The organism is Amycolatopsis sp. WAC 01375, from assembly GCF_003947325.1.
In the GTDB taxonomy this organism is placed as follows: Bacteria; Actinomycetota; Actinomycetes; order Mycobacteriales; family Pseudonocardiaceae; genus Amycolatopsis.
In genome coordinates, this window is record NZ_QHHW01000045.1 from 82,066 (window position 1) to 98,550 (window position 16,485).

At 68.6% G+C, this 16,485-nt stretch carries 17 protein-coding genes and 1 rRNA gene; 14 read left to right on the forward strand and 4 right to left on the reverse strand.

The window, feature by feature from the left end; translation table 11 throughout:
• Positions 1–24: 24 nt before the first annotated feature.
• Positions 25–369: an oxidoreductase gene (locus tag DL991_RS31215; protein ID WP_125787941.1), complete on the reverse strand. Its 345-nt coding sequence runs from the start codon at positions 367–369 to the stop codon at positions 25–27.
• A gap of 214 nt (positions 370–583) precedes the next feature.
• Here DL991_RS31215 and lpdA point away from each other — a divergent pair, with 214 nt between their 5' ends.
• The 7 genes from lpdA (at position 584) to lipB (ending at position 7,790) form a co-directional block, all read left to right on the forward strand.
• Complete coding sequence (gene lpdA / locus DL991_RS31220; protein WP_125787942.1) at positions 584–1,957, forward strand: dihydrolipoyl dehydrogenase; 1,374 nt, start codon at positions 584–586, stop codon at positions 1,955–1,957.
• Between the two features lie 56 nt (positions 1,958–2,013).
• Positions 2,014–3,765 carry a 2-oxoglutarate dehydrogenase, E2 component, dihydrolipoamide succinyltransferase gene (gene sucB / locus DL991_RS31225; RefSeq protein WP_125787943.1) on the forward strand — a complete coding sequence of 584 codons (1,752 nt, stop codon included), beginning with the start codon at positions 2,014–2,016 and terminating at the stop codon, positions 3,763–3,765.
• A gap of 155 nt (positions 3,766–3,920) precedes the next feature.
• A complete protein-coding gene (locus tag DL991_RS31230; protein ID WP_125787944.1) occupies positions 3,921–5,003 on the forward strand; it encodes a serine hydrolase in 1,083 nt (360 codons plus the stop codon).
• 22 nt (positions 5,004–5,025) lie between these two features.
• Positions 5,026–5,526: a helix-turn-helix transcriptional regulator gene (locus DL991_RS31235; RefSeq protein ID WP_125787945.1), complete on the forward strand. Its 501-nt coding sequence runs from the start codon at positions 5,026–5,028 to the stop codon at positions 5,524–5,526.
• 14 nt (positions 5,527–5,540) lie between these two features.
• Positions 5,541–6,425 carry a TIGR01777 family oxidoreductase gene (locus tag DL991_RS31240; protein WP_125787946.1) on the forward strand — a complete coding sequence of 295 codons (885 nt, stop codon included), beginning with the start codon at positions 5,541–5,543 and terminating at the stop codon, positions 6,423–6,425.
• On the forward strand, positions 6,422–7,036 hold the full coding sequence (locus DL991_RS31245; protein WP_125787947.1) for a phosphatase PAP2 family protein: 615 nt from the start codon (positions 6,422–6,424) through the stop codon (positions 7,034–7,036). The genes DL991_RS31240 and DL991_RS31245 overlap by 4 nt, the downstream gene beginning before the upstream one ends.
• 10 nt (positions 7,037–7,046) lie before the next feature.
• Entirely contained in the window at positions 7,047–7,790 is a 744-nt protein-coding gene (gene lipB, locus DL991_RS31250; RefSeq protein ID WP_125787948.1) for a lipoyl(octanoyl) transferase LipB, read from the forward strand.
• A gap of 61 nt (positions 7,791–7,851) precedes the next feature.
• On the opposite strand, the gene DL991_RS31255 is transcribed toward lipB, so the two are convergent.
• Together DL991_RS31255 and DL991_RS31260 are read right to left on the reverse strand one after the other, a co-directional pair.
• Positions 7,852–8,787 carry an LLM class F420-dependent oxidoreductase gene (locus tag DL991_RS31255; protein ID WP_125787949.1) on the reverse strand — a complete coding sequence of 312 codons (936 nt, stop codon included), beginning with the start codon at positions 8,785–8,787 and terminating at the stop codon, positions 7,852–7,854.
• Between the two features lie 24 nt (positions 8,788–8,811).
• A complete protein-coding gene (locus DL991_RS31260; RefSeq protein ID WP_125787950.1) occupies positions 8,812–9,429 on the reverse strand; it encodes a TetR/AcrR family transcriptional regulator in 618 nt (205 codons plus the stop codon).
• A gap of 133 nt (positions 9,430–9,562) precedes the next feature.
• Here DL991_RS31260 and DL991_RS31265 point away from each other — a divergent pair, with 133 nt between their 5' ends.
• The 7 genes from DL991_RS31265 to DL991_RS31295 all read left to right on the forward strand — a co-directional run bounded on the left by DL991_RS31265 (position 9,563) and on the right by DL991_RS31295 (position 15,773).
• On the forward strand, positions 9,563–10,093 hold the full coding sequence (locus DL991_RS31265) for a hypothetical protein (protein WP_125787951.1): 531 nt from the start codon (positions 9,563–9,565) through the stop codon (positions 10,091–10,093).
• Positions 10,094–10,135: 42 nt separating this feature from the next.
• Positions 10,136–11,092 (forward strand): oxidoreductase, encoded by a 957-nt coding sequence (locus tag DL991_RS31270; protein ID WP_125787952.1) that lies wholly within the window; start codon positions 10,136–10,138, stop codon positions 11,090–11,092.
• 37 nt (positions 11,093–11,129) lie between these two features.
• Complete coding sequence (lipA, locus tag DL991_RS31275) at positions 11,130–12,131, forward strand: lipoyl synthase (RefSeq protein WP_125787953.1); 1,002 nt, start codon at positions 11,130–11,132, stop codon at positions 12,129–12,131.
• A gap of 61 nt (positions 12,132–12,192) precedes the next feature.
• Positions 12,193–12,858 carry a DedA family protein gene (locus DL991_RS31280; RefSeq protein WP_125787954.1) on the forward strand — a complete coding sequence of 222 codons (666 nt, stop codon included), beginning with the start codon at positions 12,193–12,195 and terminating at the stop codon, positions 12,856–12,858.
• Positions 12,859–12,867: 9 nt separating this feature from the next.
• Positions 12,868–13,734 carry a patatin-like phospholipase family protein gene (locus tag DL991_RS31285; RefSeq protein ID WP_125787955.1) on the forward strand — a complete coding sequence of 289 codons (867 nt, stop codon included), beginning with the start codon at positions 12,868–12,870 and terminating at the stop codon, positions 13,732–13,734.
• Between the two features lie 92 nt (positions 13,735–13,826).
• On the forward strand, positions 13,827–15,020 hold the full coding sequence (locus tag DL991_RS31290; protein ID WP_125787956.1) for an Ig-like domain-containing protein: 1,194 nt from the start codon (positions 13,827–13,829) through the stop codon (positions 15,018–15,020).
• 15 nt (positions 15,021–15,035) lie between these two features.
• Positions 15,036–15,773 carry a Sir2 family NAD-dependent protein deacetylase gene (locus tag DL991_RS31295; RefSeq protein ID WP_125787957.1) on the forward strand — a complete coding sequence of 246 codons (738 nt, stop codon included), beginning with the start codon at positions 15,036–15,038 and terminating at the stop codon, positions 15,771–15,773.
• Between the two features lie 590 nt (positions 15,774–16,363).
• Here DL991_RS31295 and rrf read toward each other — a convergent pair.
• Positions 16,364–16,480, reverse strand: a 5S ribosomal RNA gene (gene rrf, locus DL991_RS31300).
• Positions 16,481–16,485 lie beyond the last annotated feature (5 nt).

Sequence of the window (16,485 nt, forward strand, 5' to 3'; positions counted from 1 at the left end):
CACGGTCCCGCGATCACCAGGGCCTCAGGCTTCGCCGCGCTTCTTACGCTCGGTGTACTCCCGCATCCGCTTCGGGTAGCCGACCCGGGCGACCTCGTACACGGGGATGGACCGTTTGCGGCCGAACTGCTGCGCCGCGTCCAGGCTCTCGATCCGGCGCCTGGTCCACTCGCCGTCATGGGCGATGAGGACGACGGTGGTCTCCGTGACGTTGGTCTTGGGCTCCACATAGGCCTCGACACCGGTCCTCGAAGAGGCCCACTCCTCGAGATGCTTGAAGTCGTTTGAAGAGGCTTTCCGCAGCGTACCGGGCTTTTGCCCGCCTTTGGAGCGCCGGCGCAGCGAGTCGAACAGACCCACTCCGACCACCTCACTTCCCACTCGTGTCCGATGTCCATTATCCCGACTCGGGCGTGTGCTCCCCGTGGTGACCCACGCGGGCCGTGTCCCGTGGGTCACAGGACGCGGCCTAGGTCGCAGGCTCTCCACACGTAGTGACAAGATGGCAAGTGTCCGCGCGCGCGTATACCGCGCGAAGCGGCGCCAGAGCTCCACCCCTACCGCTTGCCGAGGAGTTATTGAAGTGACCGACACCTCCGCCGACCTTGTGATCCTGGGTGGCGGATCGGGCGGCTACGCCGCCGCGTTCCGCGCGGCCGAGCTGGGCCTTTCCGTCACCCTGATCGAAAAGGACAAGCTTGGCGGGACGTGCCTCCACCGAGGCTGCATCCCGACCAAGGCCCTCCTGCACGCGGCGGAGGTCGCCGACGAGACCCGCGACGCCGAGACCTTCGGTGTCAAGGCCGTGCTGGAAGGCATCGACATCGCCGGGGTCAACAAGTACAAGGACGGGATCGTCTCCCGCCTGTACAAGGGCCTCCAGGGCCTGGCCAAGGCGCACAAGGTGAACCTCGTCGAGGGCACCGGAACGTTCGTCGGCGGCACGACCGTCGAGGTCGAAGGCACCCGCTACACCGGCAAGAACGTCATTCTCGCCACCGGCTCGTACTCGAAGACGCTGCCCGGCCTCGAGCTGGGCGGCCGCATCATCGCGAGCGAGCAGGCGCTTTCGCTGGACTACATTCCGAAGAAGGTCATCGTCCTCGGCGGTGGTGTCATCGGTGTCGAATTCGCGTCCGTCTGGGCGTCCTTCGGCGTCGACGTCACCATCGTGGAGGCGCTGCCCCGCCTGGTCCCGAACGAGGACGAGTACGCGTCCAAGCAGCTCGAGCGCGCTTTCCGTCGTCGCAAGATCGGCTTCAAGACCGGTGTCCGGTTCACCGGCGCCAAGCAGGACGACAACGGTGTGAGCGTGTCACTGGAATCCGGCGAGACGCTGGAAGCCGACCTGCTGCTGGTCGCCGTCGGCCGCGGCCCGAACTCGGCCGGGCACGGGTACGAGGAGGCCGGCGTCAAGATGGAGCGCGGCTTCGTCCTCACCGACGACCGCCTGCGCACCAACCTGCCGAACGTCTACGCCGTCGGTGACATCGTCCCCGGCCTGCAGCTCGCGCACCGCGGGTTCCAGCAGGGCATCTTCGTCGCGGAAGAGATCGCCGGCCAGGAGCCGCGCGTGATCGACGAGAGCGGCATCCCGCGCGTCACCTACTCGCACCCCGAGGTCGCTTCGGTCGGGCTCACCGAGTCGCAGGCGAAGGAGAAGTACGGCTCCGAGGTCACCACCTTCACCTACGACCTCGGCGGCAACGGCAAGAGCCAGATCCTCAAGACCTCCGGTGGGGTCAAGCTGATCAAGGCTCCGGAAGGGCCGGTCGTCGGCGTGCACATGGTGGGCGACCGCGTCGGCGAGCTGATCGGCGAAGCACAGCTGATCTACAGCTGGGAGGCGTTCCCCGAGGACGTGGCTCCCCTCATCCACGCGCACCCCACCCAGACCGAGGCCCTCGGTGAAGCGTTCCTCGCCCTCGCGGGCAAGCCGCTGCACGTCCACAGCTGACGTCTCACCGTCGAAGAATCAGACCAAGCAAGACATATCAAGGGAGTCAGCGAACGATGGCCTACTCCGTCACGTTGCCGGAGCTCGGTGAGAGCGTCACCGAGGGCACCGTCACCCGGTGGTTGAAGCAGGAGGGCGACACCGTCGAGGTCGACGAGCCGTTGCTCGAGATCTCCACGGACAAGGTCGACACCGAGGTCCCGTCCCCGGTCGCCGGCAAGGTCGTGAAGATCAGCGCGCAGGAAGACGAGACCGTCGAGGTCGGCGGCGAGCTCGCCGTCATCGACGACGGGACCGGCGGGGTGCCGGAGTCCTCCGGTTCCGCCGAGCCCGCCGCCGAAGAGGCGCAGCCCGAGCCCGAGCCGGAGCCCGCGCAGGAGGAGGCCTCCGCGCCGTCCCAGCCGGACATCGCGCCGGCTTCGGGTGGTGAAGGCACCGAGGTGAAGCTGCCCGAGCTGGGCGAGAGCGTCACCGAGGGCACCGTCACCCGGTGGCTCAAGCAGGTCGGCGAGAGCGTCGAGGTCGACGAGCCGTTGCTCGAGATCTCCACGGACAAGGTCGACACCGAGGTCCCGTCCCCGGTCGCCGGCACCGTGCTGGAGATCCGCGCCGGTGAGGACGAGACCGTCGAGGTCGGCGGGGTGCTCGCGGTGATCGGTGCCGCCGGTTCCGCCCCGGCTCCGAAGGCCGAGCCCAAGCCGGAACCCAAGCCCGAGCCGAAGCCGGAACCCAAACCGGAACCGAAGCCCGAACCCAAGGCCGAAGCGGCTCCCGCGCCGAAGCCCGCCCCGGCTCCCAAGGCCGAGGCCCCGAAGCCGGCGGCGAGCAGCGACAACGGCTCGGACAACGCGCCGTACGTGACGCCGCTGGTCCGCAAGCTCGCTACGGAGCACGGCATCGACCTGTCGTCGCTGACCGGCAGCGGTGTCGGTGGCCGCATCCGCAAGCAGGACGTGCTCGCGGCCGCCGAGGCCAAGCAGAAGGCCGCCCAGGCTCCCGCCGCGCAGCCCGCTGCCGCCGCCCCGGCTCCCGCCGCCGCCCCGTCGGCTCCGCGCAAGGCCGCGGTTTCGCCGGAGCTCGCCGCTCTGCGCGGCACCGTGCAGAAGGCCAGCCGGATCCGTCAGATCACCGCCACGAAGACCCGCGAGTCGCTGCAGATCTCCGCGCAGCTCACGCAGGTCCACGAGGTGGACGTCACGAAGGTCGCCAAGCTGCGTCAGCGGGCGAAGGCTGCCTTCAAGGAGCGCGAGGGCGTCAACCTGACGTTCCTGCCGTTCTTCGCGAAGGCCACCGTCGAGGCGCTCAAGCAGCACCCGAACGTCAACGCGTCCTACAACGAGGACACGAAGGAGATCACCTACCACGGTGCGGTGCACCTGGGGATCGCGGTGGACACCGAAAAGGGTCTGCTGTCGGTGGTCATCCACGACGCGGGTGAGCTCAGCCTCGCCGGTCTCGCGCACCGCATCGCGGACCTCGCGGGCCGCGCGCGTTCGGGCCAGATCAAGCCGGACGAGCTGTCGGGCGGCACCTTCACGATCACGAACATCGGCTCCAACGGCGCCCTGTTCGACACGCCGATCATCGTGCAGCCGCAGTCCGGCATGCTCGGTACCGGCGCGGTCGTGAAGCGCCCGGTCGTGATCGCGGACGCCGACGGCAACGACACGATCGCCGTCCGGTCGATGGCGTTCCTGCCGCTGACCTACGACCACCGCCTGGTGGACGGGGCCGACGCGGGCCGCTTCGTCACGACGATCAAGCAGCGTCTGGAAGAGGGCAACTTCGAGGACGAGCTCGGTCTCTGATCCTCGGGTAGCCGATCAAGGCCCTCGTCCCGCTTCGGCGGGGCGGGGGCCTTCTTCTTTCTCTCCGCAATTCGTCACCTACTTGCGAGGGTTTGACAGGCCACCGGAACTCTAGTATTCCGGAATTACGGAAAACTAGAGGAAGGATGTCACCCATGCTGACGAGACGCCATCTGCTGGCCGGTGCCGCCGCGGGATCGGCGACGTTGCTGCTGCCGGGAACCGCGAGCGCGGCCCAGCCGGACACGACGACCGCACAGGGCTGGCTCGACTGGATCGCCGCCCACCGCGGCGATGTCTCCGTCCTGATCGACGACGGCGCGGGACGCCGTACCGCGCGCGACGCCGACGCCCGGCGTGTGCTGGCCTCGTCCATCAAGGTCGTGCATCTCAGCGCGTACGCCGTCGCGGTCACCGAGGGCAGGCTCGACCCGAAGGAACAGATCCGGATGGGCGACTGGGACGCTCACCACCCCTTCGTCGCCGACGGCCGCGCGCATTTCCAGGCGCTCAATTGGCTGGGCGTCCCCCGCGACGACTTCGGTATCGCCAAGGACCCCGAACAGCGCGTCCCCCTGGCGAGGCTCGCCGAAGCGATGATCCTCTTCAGCGACAACGCAGCGACCGACTATCTCCGCATCCGCCTCGGCGATCCCGCCCTCCGGCGGGCGGCGGCGCGGGGCGGTTGGCCGAGGCCGGACACCCGTTCGCTGGGCGGCGAGGTCCTGATGCTGATGATGCCGGAGTACGCGCCCCCGCCCGGCAGCCCGGTCGGCGTCCGGCGGGCGATGGGCGACGCGGTCGCACGACGGTTCGTCCGCGATCCGCGGTTCCGCGCCGAAGCCTTCGAGCGCTGGCCGGACATGCCGGGCACCTCCGATGCCCAGTGGCCGTGGATCAAGGGGCACGGCCAAGGGTCGGCGTCGGAACTGTTCTCGCTTCACCGCAGTATCGCGAAGGGCCTCTACACACCCGCGCGCGAGATCCTCGCGAAGCCGCTGGCGGACCGCGTACCGCCCGGAGCGAGCGAAGTGCTCTTCAAGGGCGGAAGCCTGCCGCGTTCGCTGACCATCGGTCTTTCCGTCCGTTGGCCGGGCGGACGATCGGGTACGGCCGCCGTCCTGCTCACCGGCGTGAGCGACCAGGACATGCAGAACGCCGTGCCGCTCATCGATCTCGTGCTCGCGGCGCTGTCCGACCCGGCGCGGTTCACCGCCCTGGAACGAGCGCTCCGCTGAGGCGACGGTATAGATAACCGGCATGAACGCTGAGTTCGCCGACCGGATCGCCGCCCTGGAAGCACGGGTCGCCGCGCTCGAAAACCAGCACAGCGAGCACCAGGCCGAGCCCGCGGCGAGCCCCGGCGGCCTGGTCGGCTACCACGGCGAACTCACCGAGCCCCTCGAATTGAGCTGGGCGATCAACGTCACGCCCGGCCCGATGCTGGCGTTCGCGGACGGGCCGCGGGTCGAAGTGCTCGCGGCCCTGTCCAGCACCGCGCGAGTGGCGCTCGTGCGGACGCTGGCCGAGAAGGGCGCGCAGACCGCGCCCGCCCTGCAGGAAGCCGCCGAACTCGGGTCTCCCGGCCAGCTGTACCACCACCTCAAGGCGCTGACCGGCGCCGGAATCGTCGAGCAGGACAAACGCGGCAGTTACCGGCTCCGCCCCGCCGCGACGATCCCGGTGCTGGTGCTGCTCACCGCCGCCTCCGACGTCGCCGGGCAACTGAAGAACCTGAGCGTGCGACCGGATCGCGGATAGGACACGATCGGATCATGCGAGTTCTGATCGCGGGCGCGAGCGGACTGATCGGCACCTCCCTGACGACCCGGTTACGCCGGTCCGGGCACGAAGTGGTCCGCCTTGTGCGCCGGGAGGAGCGGGCGGCCGACGAGCGCCGCTGGGATCCCCCGGCCGGGGAGATCGCCGACGGCGCGCTCGACGGGGTCGACGCCGTGGTGAACCTCGCGGGCGCGCCCCTGCTGCCGGGGCGCTGGAGCGCGGCCCGCAAACAGGTACTCCTCGACAGCCGGGTCGAACCGACCGAGGTACTCGCGGAAGCCGTCGCCGAGCACGGGATCCCCGTGCTGGTCAACGCCTCCGCCGTCGGCTATTACGGCGATCCCGGTCCCTCCATTGTGGACGAATCGAGTCCGGTCGGGCGCGGTTTCCTCGCCGGGCTCTGCACCGCGTGGGAGGGCGCCACCGAGAGCGCGGCCACCGCGGGTGCCCGGGTCGTCCGCGTCCGCACCGGGCTGGTGCTTGCGCGCGATGGCGGGCTCCTGGACGTCCTGCGGCCGCTGTTCCGCTTGGGGCTCGGCGGGAAACTCGGCGGCGGTAAGCAGTACATGCCCTGGATCTCGCTCGACGACGAGGTCGGCGCGATCGTTTTCGCGCTGGAGAACGAATCTCTGTCCGGTCCCGTGAACCTCTGCGGACCGCAGCCCGCCACGAACGCCGCCTTCACGAAGACCTTGGCCCGCGCCGTGCACCGGCCGGCGATCTGGCAGGTGCCGGGTTTCGCCATGAAGATCGCCCTCGGGCAGGCGGCCGAGGAGATGGCGCTGTTCGGGCAGCGCGCCCTGCCCCGGGTACTGGAGGAGGCGGGTTACGCGTTCCGCCATCCGACCCTCGAGGACGCGCTGGCCGCCGCGACATGACCGTGCGGCGCGGCCTGTACACCCTCGCCGGAACGCTGCTGCTGATCGGTTTCGTCACCCTCGGGTTGTACGTCGACCAGCGGCCGCCGCCGGTGGACGTCGCCCTCGCCGACGCGTTCCGCGGCCAGCACACCCAGGCCTCCGGGCACGTGGCGGGTCTGGTCACGAACGTCCTCGGCCCGGTCCTCCCGTTCGCGCTCGGCGCGGTGCTGGCGGTGCTCGCCTGGCGCCGCCGGGACCTGACCGTGTTGTGCGTCAAACTGGCCGTCGTCCTGCTGTTGTGCCGGATGACCAGCTTGATCGCGAAACCGGTCTTCTACCGGGAACGGCCTCGCGAATTCCCCGATCTGAGCTATCCGAGCGGACACGTGGTCGCCGTCGCGTGCACCGGGTTCGTCGCGGTGCTGCTGTGCGCGTGGACCCGTCCGCATCTGGCGCGGCTCGCGATGACGATCGCCGCCGCGGCGACGGCGGTCGGTGCGCTCTGTCGCATCGTGCTGGGCGTGCATTGGCTGACCGACACCGCGGGATCCGTACTCGCCGTGGGCGGCGTCGGCCTGATTTCGGCGGCCGGGCTGGGCCTGCTCCCCCTGCCGGAAGACCCGGCGTAGTGTCGCTGACGTGAGCTCTTCGACCACGTCATGCCGCGCCTCCGCCGAGCCCGTCGACGTCCGCGAGATCGGGACGATCGACTACACCGAAGCCTGGGAACTCCAGCGAAAGCACGTGACAGCGCGTGCCGACGGTGATGGCCCGGACACCATGCTGCTGCTGGAGCACCCGTCGGTGTACACGGCGGGCAAGCGCACCGAAGCCGAGGACAGGCCGACTGACGGCACCCCGGTGATCGACGTCGACCGCGGCGGCAAGATCACCTGGCACGGGCCAGGTCAGCTGGTCGGGTACCCGATCATCAAACTCGCCGACCCGATCGACGTCGTGCACTACGTCCGGCGTCTCGAAGAGGCCCTGATCACCGTCTGCGATCAGCTCGGCGTGCACACCGGCCGGGTCGAGGGCCGCAGCGGCGTCTGGATCCCGGCCGACGACCGCGGCGTCGAGCGGAAGATCGCCGCGATCGGCATCCGCGTCCAGCGCGGCGTGACCATGCACGGTTTCGAGCTGAACTGCGACCCCGACCTCGGTGCCTTCGACAAGATCGTCCCGTGCGGCATCCGGGACGCGGGCGTCACTTCGCTTTCCTACGAGCTCGACCGCGAGGTCACCGTGGCTTCCGTGCTGCCGATGGCGCGCGAAGCCGTGCTCGCCGCGCTGGATGGCGACCTCCCGGTGAACGACGAGCGCTGGCTGCCGCGTCCCGAGGCACCCGCCGCCCCCGGCGTCACTTTCGCCCTGCAGAACTGACCCAAGTACATGAAGGCCCCCTTCACCGCGTCTAGCGCAATGAAGGGGGCCTTCACGTACTTCAGTCCAGCTGAGGAGCGACCTCGGAAGCGATCAGCTCGATCTGGTCCAGATCCGAAAGGTCCAGCAGCTGCAGGTAGAGCCGGGTGATCCCGGTCTTCTCGCGCCACTGCCCGATCTTCTCGACGACCTCCGACGGCGTCCCCGCGAGCCCGTTCTCCCGCAGCTCCGAAACCTCACGGCCGATCACGCCGGCGCGCTTGGCGACCTCGGCCTCGTCACGGCCGACGGCGACGACGAGCGCGGCCGAACGGAGGATCTCCTTGGGATCGCGGCCGATCTGGCGTGCGGCGTCGTCGACGCGGCCGAACTGCTCGGCGGCGAAGTCGGGCCCCACGAACGGCAGGTTGAACTCGTCGGCGTAGCGGGCGGCGAGCGCCGGGGTGCGCTTCTTGCCGCCACCGCCGATGATCACCGGCGGCCGGGGCCGCTGCGCGGGCTTGGGCAGGCCTGGCGAGCCGACGAGCTTGTAGTGCTCGCCGTCGAAGGAGAACGTCTCCCCCTCCGGCGTTTCCCACAGCCCGGTGACGACGGCGAGCTGCTCGGCGTACCGGTCGAACCGCTCCTTGATCGGCGGCAGGTCGAGGCCGTACGCGGTGTGCTCGTCGTCGTACCAGCCCGATCCGAGGCCGAGTTCGACACGGCCGCCGGACATCTGGTCCACCTGCGCGACCGAGATCGCCAGCACCGACGGATGCCGGAAGGTGGCGGCGGTGACGAGGGTGCCCAGCCGGACACGGCTGGTCTCACGGGCGAGACCCGCGAGGGTGATCCACGCGTCGGTCGGCCCGGGCAGGCCGGTCGCCGAACCCATCTTCAAGTAGTGATCGCTGCGGAAGAAGGCGTCGTAGCCCGCGTCCTCGGTGGCCTTGGCCACCCGGAGCAGGTCTTCGTAGCTGGCCCCCTGCTGGGGCTCGGTAAAGATCCTGAGGTCCACGAAGCCACCCTATAGACGGCTTCGTCAGCTCGCTTTCCCGTGCTCGGCGGGCGGAACCCGGCGGAATCCGACGAGCAGCCGCACCAGGACCTCCTCGACCTGGGCGCTGACCTTCTTCGGCTCCGGTGAACTCGCGATCTCGATGGCGGCGCTCGACAAAGCGCCGAACAGCAGCCGCGCGGTGACGTCCACCGGGACGTCGTCGACCTCGCCGACCTCGATGAGCGCCTGGATCCCGGTGCGGACCAGGCCGAAACTGCACCGTTCTTCCGCCTCGCGCCAGCGCTCCCAGCCCATCACCACCGGCGCCTCGTGGATCGCGATGCGCTGGTACGCCGGGTCGAGGCAGCTCTGCAGGAAGCCGCGAAGCCCCGACAGCGCCCGCTCCCACGGCGAGGCCGGGCCGTTCATGATCTTTTCGAGCCGGTCGAAGACCTGGCTCTCGACCGTGTCGAAGGCAGCCTCGAACAGCGCCTGCTTCCCACTGAAATGGTGGTAGAGCGCGCCCTTCGTCACCCTGGCCCGCTTGGCGATCTCGTCGAGAGACGTGCCGGCGTACCCGCGTTTGGTGAACAGCTCCACAGCACTCTCGACGAGTGCCGACCGGGTGGACTCGGAATAGTCCAGCCGCCTTGACCTCATTGTCGCCACCTTCACAACTTTACGCCGCCGGTCCCACTCCATACCCATGGTATGTTGGCTCCTGTCAGGTCCGTACCGGGAGTATGCCGCAAACCTGCGGTATGAACCGGGTCACGGAGGGGAGCCCATAATCATGAGCTGGAACGACTTCTACCAGCGGCGCGACATCCTCGAAGCCGCACTGCGCCAGGCGGGTCACCACCCGTCCGACGCGATCTCACTCGAAGCAATCCCTGGCGCCACCAAGTACTTCGCCACCGAGGACGAGCTCCTGCTCGCGCTTCGGTACAAGTGGAACCAGGTGTTCGCCGGTCACCTCCGCGCCGAGATGACCGATCCGGACTACGCCGACCAGGACCTCGCGCTCGACAGGGTCGAAGCCGTCACCCGCGCCTGGAACAGCGCCACCGCCGAGCACGAGACCCTCCGCGCCGTTCTCGACGCGGCCCTCGAACGGCGCCCCGCGCTGATCCCGTCGCACGAAGCCGAACTGCGCACTCTCGCGCTGACGGCGGGACTGGCCGACGGCAACGAACCGGCCGAAGAGATCACCAAGGTCGGCAGCGCGTTCGCCACCCTGCTCCGGCACGGACGGCACGCGAAACCCGCCCGCCGCCGCAGCCCCATGGGTCACCTGCTCCGGTTGCTCGCGCCGAGCGCCTGATCCGGCGTGGCGACGCTGCCGACGATGTAGTTAGGTACCGACATGGCTGCTCACGCGCGCTGGACCGAAGCCGACATCCCTGATCAGACCGGCCGGACCGTGTTCGTCACGGGGGCGAACTCGGGGCTCGGACTGCGCATGTCCGAGGTGCTCGCGGGCAAGGGGGCCCGCGTGCTGCTCGGCTGCCGGTCGCCGGAGCGCGGCGCCAAGGCGCTGGAGCAGGTTCGCGCGGCCGCGACCGGGGAAGTGCCCGAACTCGTCCGGCTGGACCTCGCCGATCTCGACTCGGTCCGCGAAGCCGTGAAGAAGGTCCAGGAACTGACTGGCGGCAAGCTCGACGTCCTGGTCAACAACGCGGGCGTGATGGCGACGCCGCGCGGTCACACCAAAGACGGCTTCGAGACCCAGTTCGGCACGAACCATCTCGGGCACGCGGTGCTGACCTGGCTGCTGATGCCGTCGCTGCGCGACGGCTCGGGAGCGCGTGTCGTGACCTTGTCGAGTGTCGCGGCGACAGGTGCGCGCATCGACGTCGCCGACCCGAACTTCGAACGCCGGATGTACAACCCGGGTTCGGCCTACGGCCAGTCGAAACTCTCCAATCAGGTGTTCGCGCTCGAACTCGACCGCAGGCTGCGCGCCGCGGGCGAGGACGTCGTCAGCGTCGCGGCACACCCCGGCTACACATGGACCGGACTCGGTTCGGGGATGGCCCGCTCCTACCGCAACCCGGTGGTGCGCGCGCTCGTCGGCGCGGGCAACCGGATCGGCGAGATCTTCATCGCGCAGAACGCCCGCCAGGGCACGCTGCCGCAGCTGTTCGCGGCGACCTCCCCCGAGGTCGAAGGCGGCGACTACATCGGCCCTCGCGGGCTCGGCGGACTTCGCGGCGCCCCGGTCAAGGTGCGTCCTCTGACGGCCGCGAGGAGCGAATCGCTCGGCGCCGCGTTGTGGGACGTGACCACCAAGTTGACGGGCGTCACCCCCGACCCCGCGTGAGCGGCGACCACTGCTCCGGCGGGCGTAGGGTGACGGAGTGAGTGCTGCCCCAGATGGCCGCAAGCTGTTGCGGCTCGAGGTCCGGAATTCCCAGACTCCCATCGAAAAGAAGCCGCCGTGGATCAAGACGCGCGCGCGGATGGGTCCGGAGTTCACCGAACTCAAAGGCCTGGTGCGCCGCGAAGGCCTGCACACCGTCTGCGAAGAAGCCGGTTGCCCCAACATCTACGAATGCTGGGAAGACCGTGAGGCGACGTTCCTGATCGGTGGCGACCAGTGCACTCGGCGCTGTGACTTCTGCCAGATCGACACCGGCAAGCCTGCCGAGCTGGACCGCACCGAGCCGCGCAAGGTCGCCGAAAGCGTCCAGGCGATGGGCCTGCGCTATTCGACCGTCACCGGTGTCGCGCGTGACGACCTCGAAGACGGCGGCGCGTGGCTGTACGCGGAGACCGTGCGCCAGATCCACGCGCTGAACCCGGGTACCGGTGTCGAGCTGTTGATCCCCGACTTCAACGCCGACCCCGACCAGCTGGCCGAAGTCTTCGGCTCCCGCCCCGAGGTGCTCGCGCACAACGTGGAGACGGTGCCCCGCATCTTCAAGCGGATCCGGCCCGGTTTCCGCTACGCGCGGTCGCTCGAAGTGATCACCCGCGCTCGCGAGGCCGGCCTGGTGACGAAGTCGAACCTGATCCTTGGCATGGGCGAGACCCCCGAAGAGGTCGCGCCCGCGATGAAGGACCTGGTCGACGCCGGCTGCGAGATCCTCACGATCACCCAGTACCTGCGCCCCTCACCTCGTCACCACCCGGTGGACCGGTGGGTCAAGCCCGAAGAGTTCGTCGAGCACTCGAACGCCGCCGAGGCGATGGGCTTCGCCGGCGTCATGGCCGGGCCGCTCGTACGCTCCTCGTACCGCGCCGGTCGCCTTTTCGCCCAGACGAAGGCCCACCGCGGCGAGCCGCTGTCGGAGAACTTGGCCCATCTCGCCGCCGAAGGACCCGCCGCACAGGAAGCCAGCTCGCTGCTGGCACGGTGACTCCGGTCACCCTCTCCGCGACATCGCCACCCACCAGGTCACGAATCAGTAAAGTGACCTGGTGGCGTTGGTAACTGATCTTCTCAATTGGCTGCAGAGTCTCCCGGAACCGGGACTGGTCGCGGCGACCGGCGGACTGGTGTTCGCCGAATGCACCATCGGGCTCGGCTTCATCGCGCCCGGCGAGTCCGGGCTGCTGGTCGCGGCCACGACGGCGACGTCGGTCTCCCGGTTCCTGACCCTGTGGGCCGTCGTGACGGTCTGCGCCGCACTCGGCGACTCGCTCGGCTACGCGATCGGCAAACGCTTCGGCCCGCGCCTGCGTGAGACGAAGCTGATCCGCAAGTACGGCCTCGACGCCTGGGACAAGGCGACCGGCGTGCTCGAACGGCGAGGCGCGTGGGCGGTGTTCTTCGCGCGGTTCCTCCCGGTGATCCGCACGCTGACCCCGGCGGCGTCCGGGACATCGGGGCTGCCGTTCCGCAAGTTCCTGCCCGCCGCCGCGGCGGGCGCGGCCTGCTGGTCGGCCATCCACATCGGCATCGGCGCCGCCCTCGGCGAGGCCGCCAAGAAGGTCGAAGGCGTGCTCAACACCGGCGGCCTGGTGATCGTCGGGGTGCTGGTGGGTGTCGCCGTGTTCTTCCTGCTGCGCTACAAGAAGAAGAAGGCGCTCGCCGCCGTCACGGTCGAAGACGCCACTCCGGCGAAGGTCGGCGCGGAGGACTAGATTCCGGGCATGGCCGCCTTGAACCTGCCCCAGCCGATCGGTTTCGTCCTCGGCGGTGGAGGCAGTCTCGGCGCCATGCAGGTCGGGATGCTGCGGGCGCTCACCGAAAGAGGGATCGCGCCCGACCTCGTCGTCGGCACCTCGGTGGGTTCGCTGAACGCCGCCGTCCTCGCGCTCGAGGGTGAGGCAGGCGCCCGGCTCGATCGGATCTGGTCGCGGATGACGCGGCACGAGGCGTTCCCCGGCGGCGTGCTCAGCCAGGTGCGGACCCTGCGGCACAGCAAGACCAACCTGTTCCCCAACACCGGGCTCGCCGCGATCATCGACGAGCACATCGGCGAGGGCGTCCGGTTCGAGGATCTCGCGCTGCCGCTGGGCGTCGTCGCGACCGACGTCGACACCGCCGAACCGCTGCTCATCCGTTCCGGGCCCGTACTGGCGCCTCTGCTGGCCAGCTGCGCGATCCCGGGGATCTATCCGCCGGTGCCGTTCGGGGAGCGCATGCTCTACGACGGCGGCCTGGTCGCCAACGTGCCGATGCGCCAGGCACTCGCCATGGGCGCGAAGTCGCTCGTCGTCCTCGACTGTGCCTTCCCCGGCAAGATGCCCGGCACCCCGCAAACCTTCGCCGAGGTGATGATGTTCACCGCGATGATCAGCATGCGGAACCAGGCCGTACTGGAGGCGCCCATCGCCGCGGCCGAGGTACCCGTGGTCTACGTGCCGGGGCCGAAGCCGGTGCGCGTCAGTCCCCTGGACTTCAGCCACACCACGACACTCACCGCCGAGGCTTATGAGGCCGCGAAGACCTATTTGGGCGAATTGAGCGTCGATGGCCCCGGACTTTATGGTGCCCCGGGTCTCGTCGTGGCCTGACAGGCAACCATCCGGCATCGATCACGTCTTCTTCGTCGCGTAGTTTTGAAAGAGAACTTTCCGCTGATCGAGCGACGTAAAAAGAGAATCACATGTTTCCCAAGAAGACATTACTTTCGACGGCCGGAATACTCGCCGCAGTAGTGCTGTTCTCGGCCTGCTCACCCGCTGGCGACACTCCGAATTCAGCAGGCAACAGTGCCGGGTCGGAGGAAAGCCCGGTTTCGGTGACCATCGACCCGGCGGGCGGGACGAACGTCAATCCGGCGATCCCGGTGGTGGTCAAGGCCGAACACGGCAAGCTGATCGACGTCACCGTCAGCAACGCCGACAAGGGCAACCAGGTGAAGGGCGAACTGGCGGGCGACGGGCTCAGCTGGAAGACCACCGAGCCGCTCGGCTACGGCAGCACCTACAAGATCGTGGCGCACGCCCAGGGCACTGACGGGAAGCCCGTCGAGCAGCAGAGCAGGGTCTCCACGCTGAGCCCGAAGCAGCAGGCGAACCCGAACCTGATCCCGGCACCCGCCGCGGTCACGTCCGGTGGTGTCGGCGTCGGGCAGCCGATCGTGTTCGCCTTCGGCCAGCCGGTGAAGAACAAGGCCGAGGTGGAGAAGAAGCTGTCGGTGGAGTCCACGCCGAAGCAGGAGGGCTCCTGGTACTGGATCGACGACAAGAACGTCCACTACCGCCCCAAGGTGTACTGGCAGCCGGGGACGACGCTCAAGGTTTCGGCGATGATCTACGGCGTCGATTTCGGCAATGGCGTCTACGGCGCGACCGACCGCACGGAAACGTACAAAGTGCACGATTCCTGGGTCGCGAAAGCCGACGGCAACACCGAGCAGATGCAGATCTTCCACAACGGCACACTGGCGAAATCGATGCCCATTTCCATGGGCAAGGACGCTACGCCCACACATTTGGGCGCCCACGTCATTTCGGACAAACACGAGAACTACACGATGGACTCGTGCACCTATGGCGTCTGCCAGGGCCAGCCGGGGTACTACAAGGCGAACGAGAAGTGGTCGCTGCGGATCTCCAACGACGGCGAGTTCGTCCACGAGAACCCGAACAGCGTCGGCGCGCAGGGCAGCTCGAACGTGTCGCACGGCTGTATCAACCTCAACGCCGCGAACGCCCAGTGGTTCTACCAGAACATGGGGCTCGGCGACGTCGTCGAGGTGACCAACTCCGGCGGCCCGCAGCTGCCGGTCTGGGACCTCTACGGCGACTGGTCGAAGTCGTGGGCGGACTGGCAAGCGGGCAGCGCGCTCAACTAGAGGCATGATGAGCGGGTGACCAGCACCCTGAGCACCGCCCGCTCCCTCGTGGCCGGCGCCGGCCGGGTCGTCGCACTGACCGGCGCCGGGATCTCCACGGATTCGGGGATCCCCGACTTCCGCGGCCCGCAGGGCCTGTGGACCCGCGACCCGACCGCGGAGAAGATGTCGAACCTCCAGGCGTACCGAGAAAGTCGCGAGGTACGCGAACGCACGTGGCAGGCGCGGCTGGTACACCCCGGCTGGGACGCGGCACCGAACGCCGCCCACTACGCGCTCGTGCGCCTGGCGCCGACGCATGTCGTCACCCAGAACATCGACCGGCTGCACCAGAAGGCGGGCTTCACGCCGGAGCGGGTGCTGGAACTGCACGGCACGATGTTCGAGTCCGTCTGCCTGTCCTGTGACGATCACCAGGACATGCGCTCGACGCTGGAGCGGGTCCGAGCGGGCGAGGCCGACCCGCCCTGCCTGCTGTGCGGCGGCATCCTGAAGTCGGCCACCGTGTCGTTCGGCCAGCACCTGGACCAGAACCTGCTCCGAGCCGCGCGGACCGCCGTCTCCGAGAGCGACCTCCTGCTGGTGGCCGGGTCCTCGCTGAGCGTGCAGCCTGCCGCCTCACTGGTGAGCGTCGCTTCCCGGGCCGGCGCCGACGTGGTGATCTGCAACGGCTCCGAAACGCCCTACGACTCCATGGCTTCCGCCGTCGTCCGCGGCCCCCTCAGCGAAACCCTCCCCGCCCTAACCCCTTAACCCCCGCCGCGGTCCCCTCCACTCCCACCCCTCCACTCCCGCCCCTCGCGTGTCCAGCCCCGTAACTCGCGTGATCAGGGCCGTAACTCGCGTGTCTGGACCCGTGACGCCTCTATTCACGTGAGTTACGGCTTCAATCACGTGAGTTACGGCTTCAATCACGCGAGTTACGCTTCTATTCACGCGAGTTACGTCTCTGATCACGTGAGTTACGAGTCCGGTCACGTGAGTTCCGGGTTCGGTCACGGGCGCGGGGCCCGAGGTGCTCGAGTCCACTCGTGCGGTCGACACCTAGGTCGCGTAACTCGCGTGTTCAGGGCCGTAACTCGCGTGTCTGGACCCGACACTCGCGTGATTGAAGCCGGAACTCGTGTGATCCGGTGGACGGCACGTGTGATCAGGGGGACGACACGAGGCCGGGGAGGCCGCTATGCCGTGTCGTCCGTCTGATCACGTGTGTCGTCTGTGTGGTCACGGGTGTTGGCCGTCTGGTCACGGGTGTCCCGGGTTTCGGGTATGAAAAAAGACGGGCCCGGGTCGGGAGAACTCGGGGTTCTCAACCGGCCTGGGCCCGTCTTTGTTCAATGTTAGTCCGGCGGTGTCCTACTCTCCCACAACCCTTCGGTTGCAGTACCATCGGCGCTGTCAGGCTTAGCTTCCGGGTTCGGAATGGGACCGGGCGTTTCCCTGACGCTATGACCACCGGCACTGG

Excerpts from the sequence above, each read along its gene's own strand:
- DL991_RS31245 (WP_125787947.1), top strand. The coding sequence starts at position 6,422 with ATGACCGTGCGGCGCGGCCTGTACACCCTCGCCGGAACGCTGCTGCTG.
- DL991_RS31230 (WP_125787944.1), top strand. The coding sequence starts at position 3,921 with ATGCTGACGAGACGCCATCTGCTGGCCGGTGCCGCCGCGGGATCGGCG.
- DL991_RS31270 (WP_125787952.1), top strand. The coding sequence starts at position 10,136 with ATGGCTGCTCACGCGCGCTGGACCGAAGCCGACATCCCTGATCAGACC.
- DL991_RS31240 (WP_125787946.1), top strand. The coding sequence starts at position 5,541 with ATGCGAGTTCTGATCGCGGGCGCGAGCGGACTGATCGGCACCTCCCTG.
- DL991_RS31260 (WP_125787950.1), bottom strand. The coding sequence starts at position 9,429 with ATGAGGTCAAGGCGGCTGGACTATTCCGAGTCCACCCGGTCGGCACTC.
- DL991_RS31265 (WP_125787951.1), top strand. The coding sequence starts at position 9,563 with ATGAGCTGGAACGACTTCTACCAGCGGCGCGACATCCTCGAAGCCGCA.
- DL991_RS31235 (WP_125787945.1), top strand. The coding sequence starts at position 5,026 with ATGAACGCTGAGTTCGCCGACCGGATCGCCGCCCTGGAAGCACGGGTC.
- DL991_RS31290 (WP_125787956.1), top strand. The coding sequence starts at position 13,827 with ATGTTTCCCAAGAAGACATTACTTTCGACGGCCGGAATACTCGCCGCA.
- DL991_RS31285 (WP_125787955.1), top strand. The coding sequence starts at position 12,868 with ATGGCCGCCTTGAACCTGCCCCAGCCGATCGGTTTCGTCCTCGGCGGT.
- sucB (WP_125787943.1), top strand. The coding sequence starts at position 2,014 with ATGGCCTACTCCGTCACGTTGCCGGAGCTCGGTGAGAGCGTCACCGAG.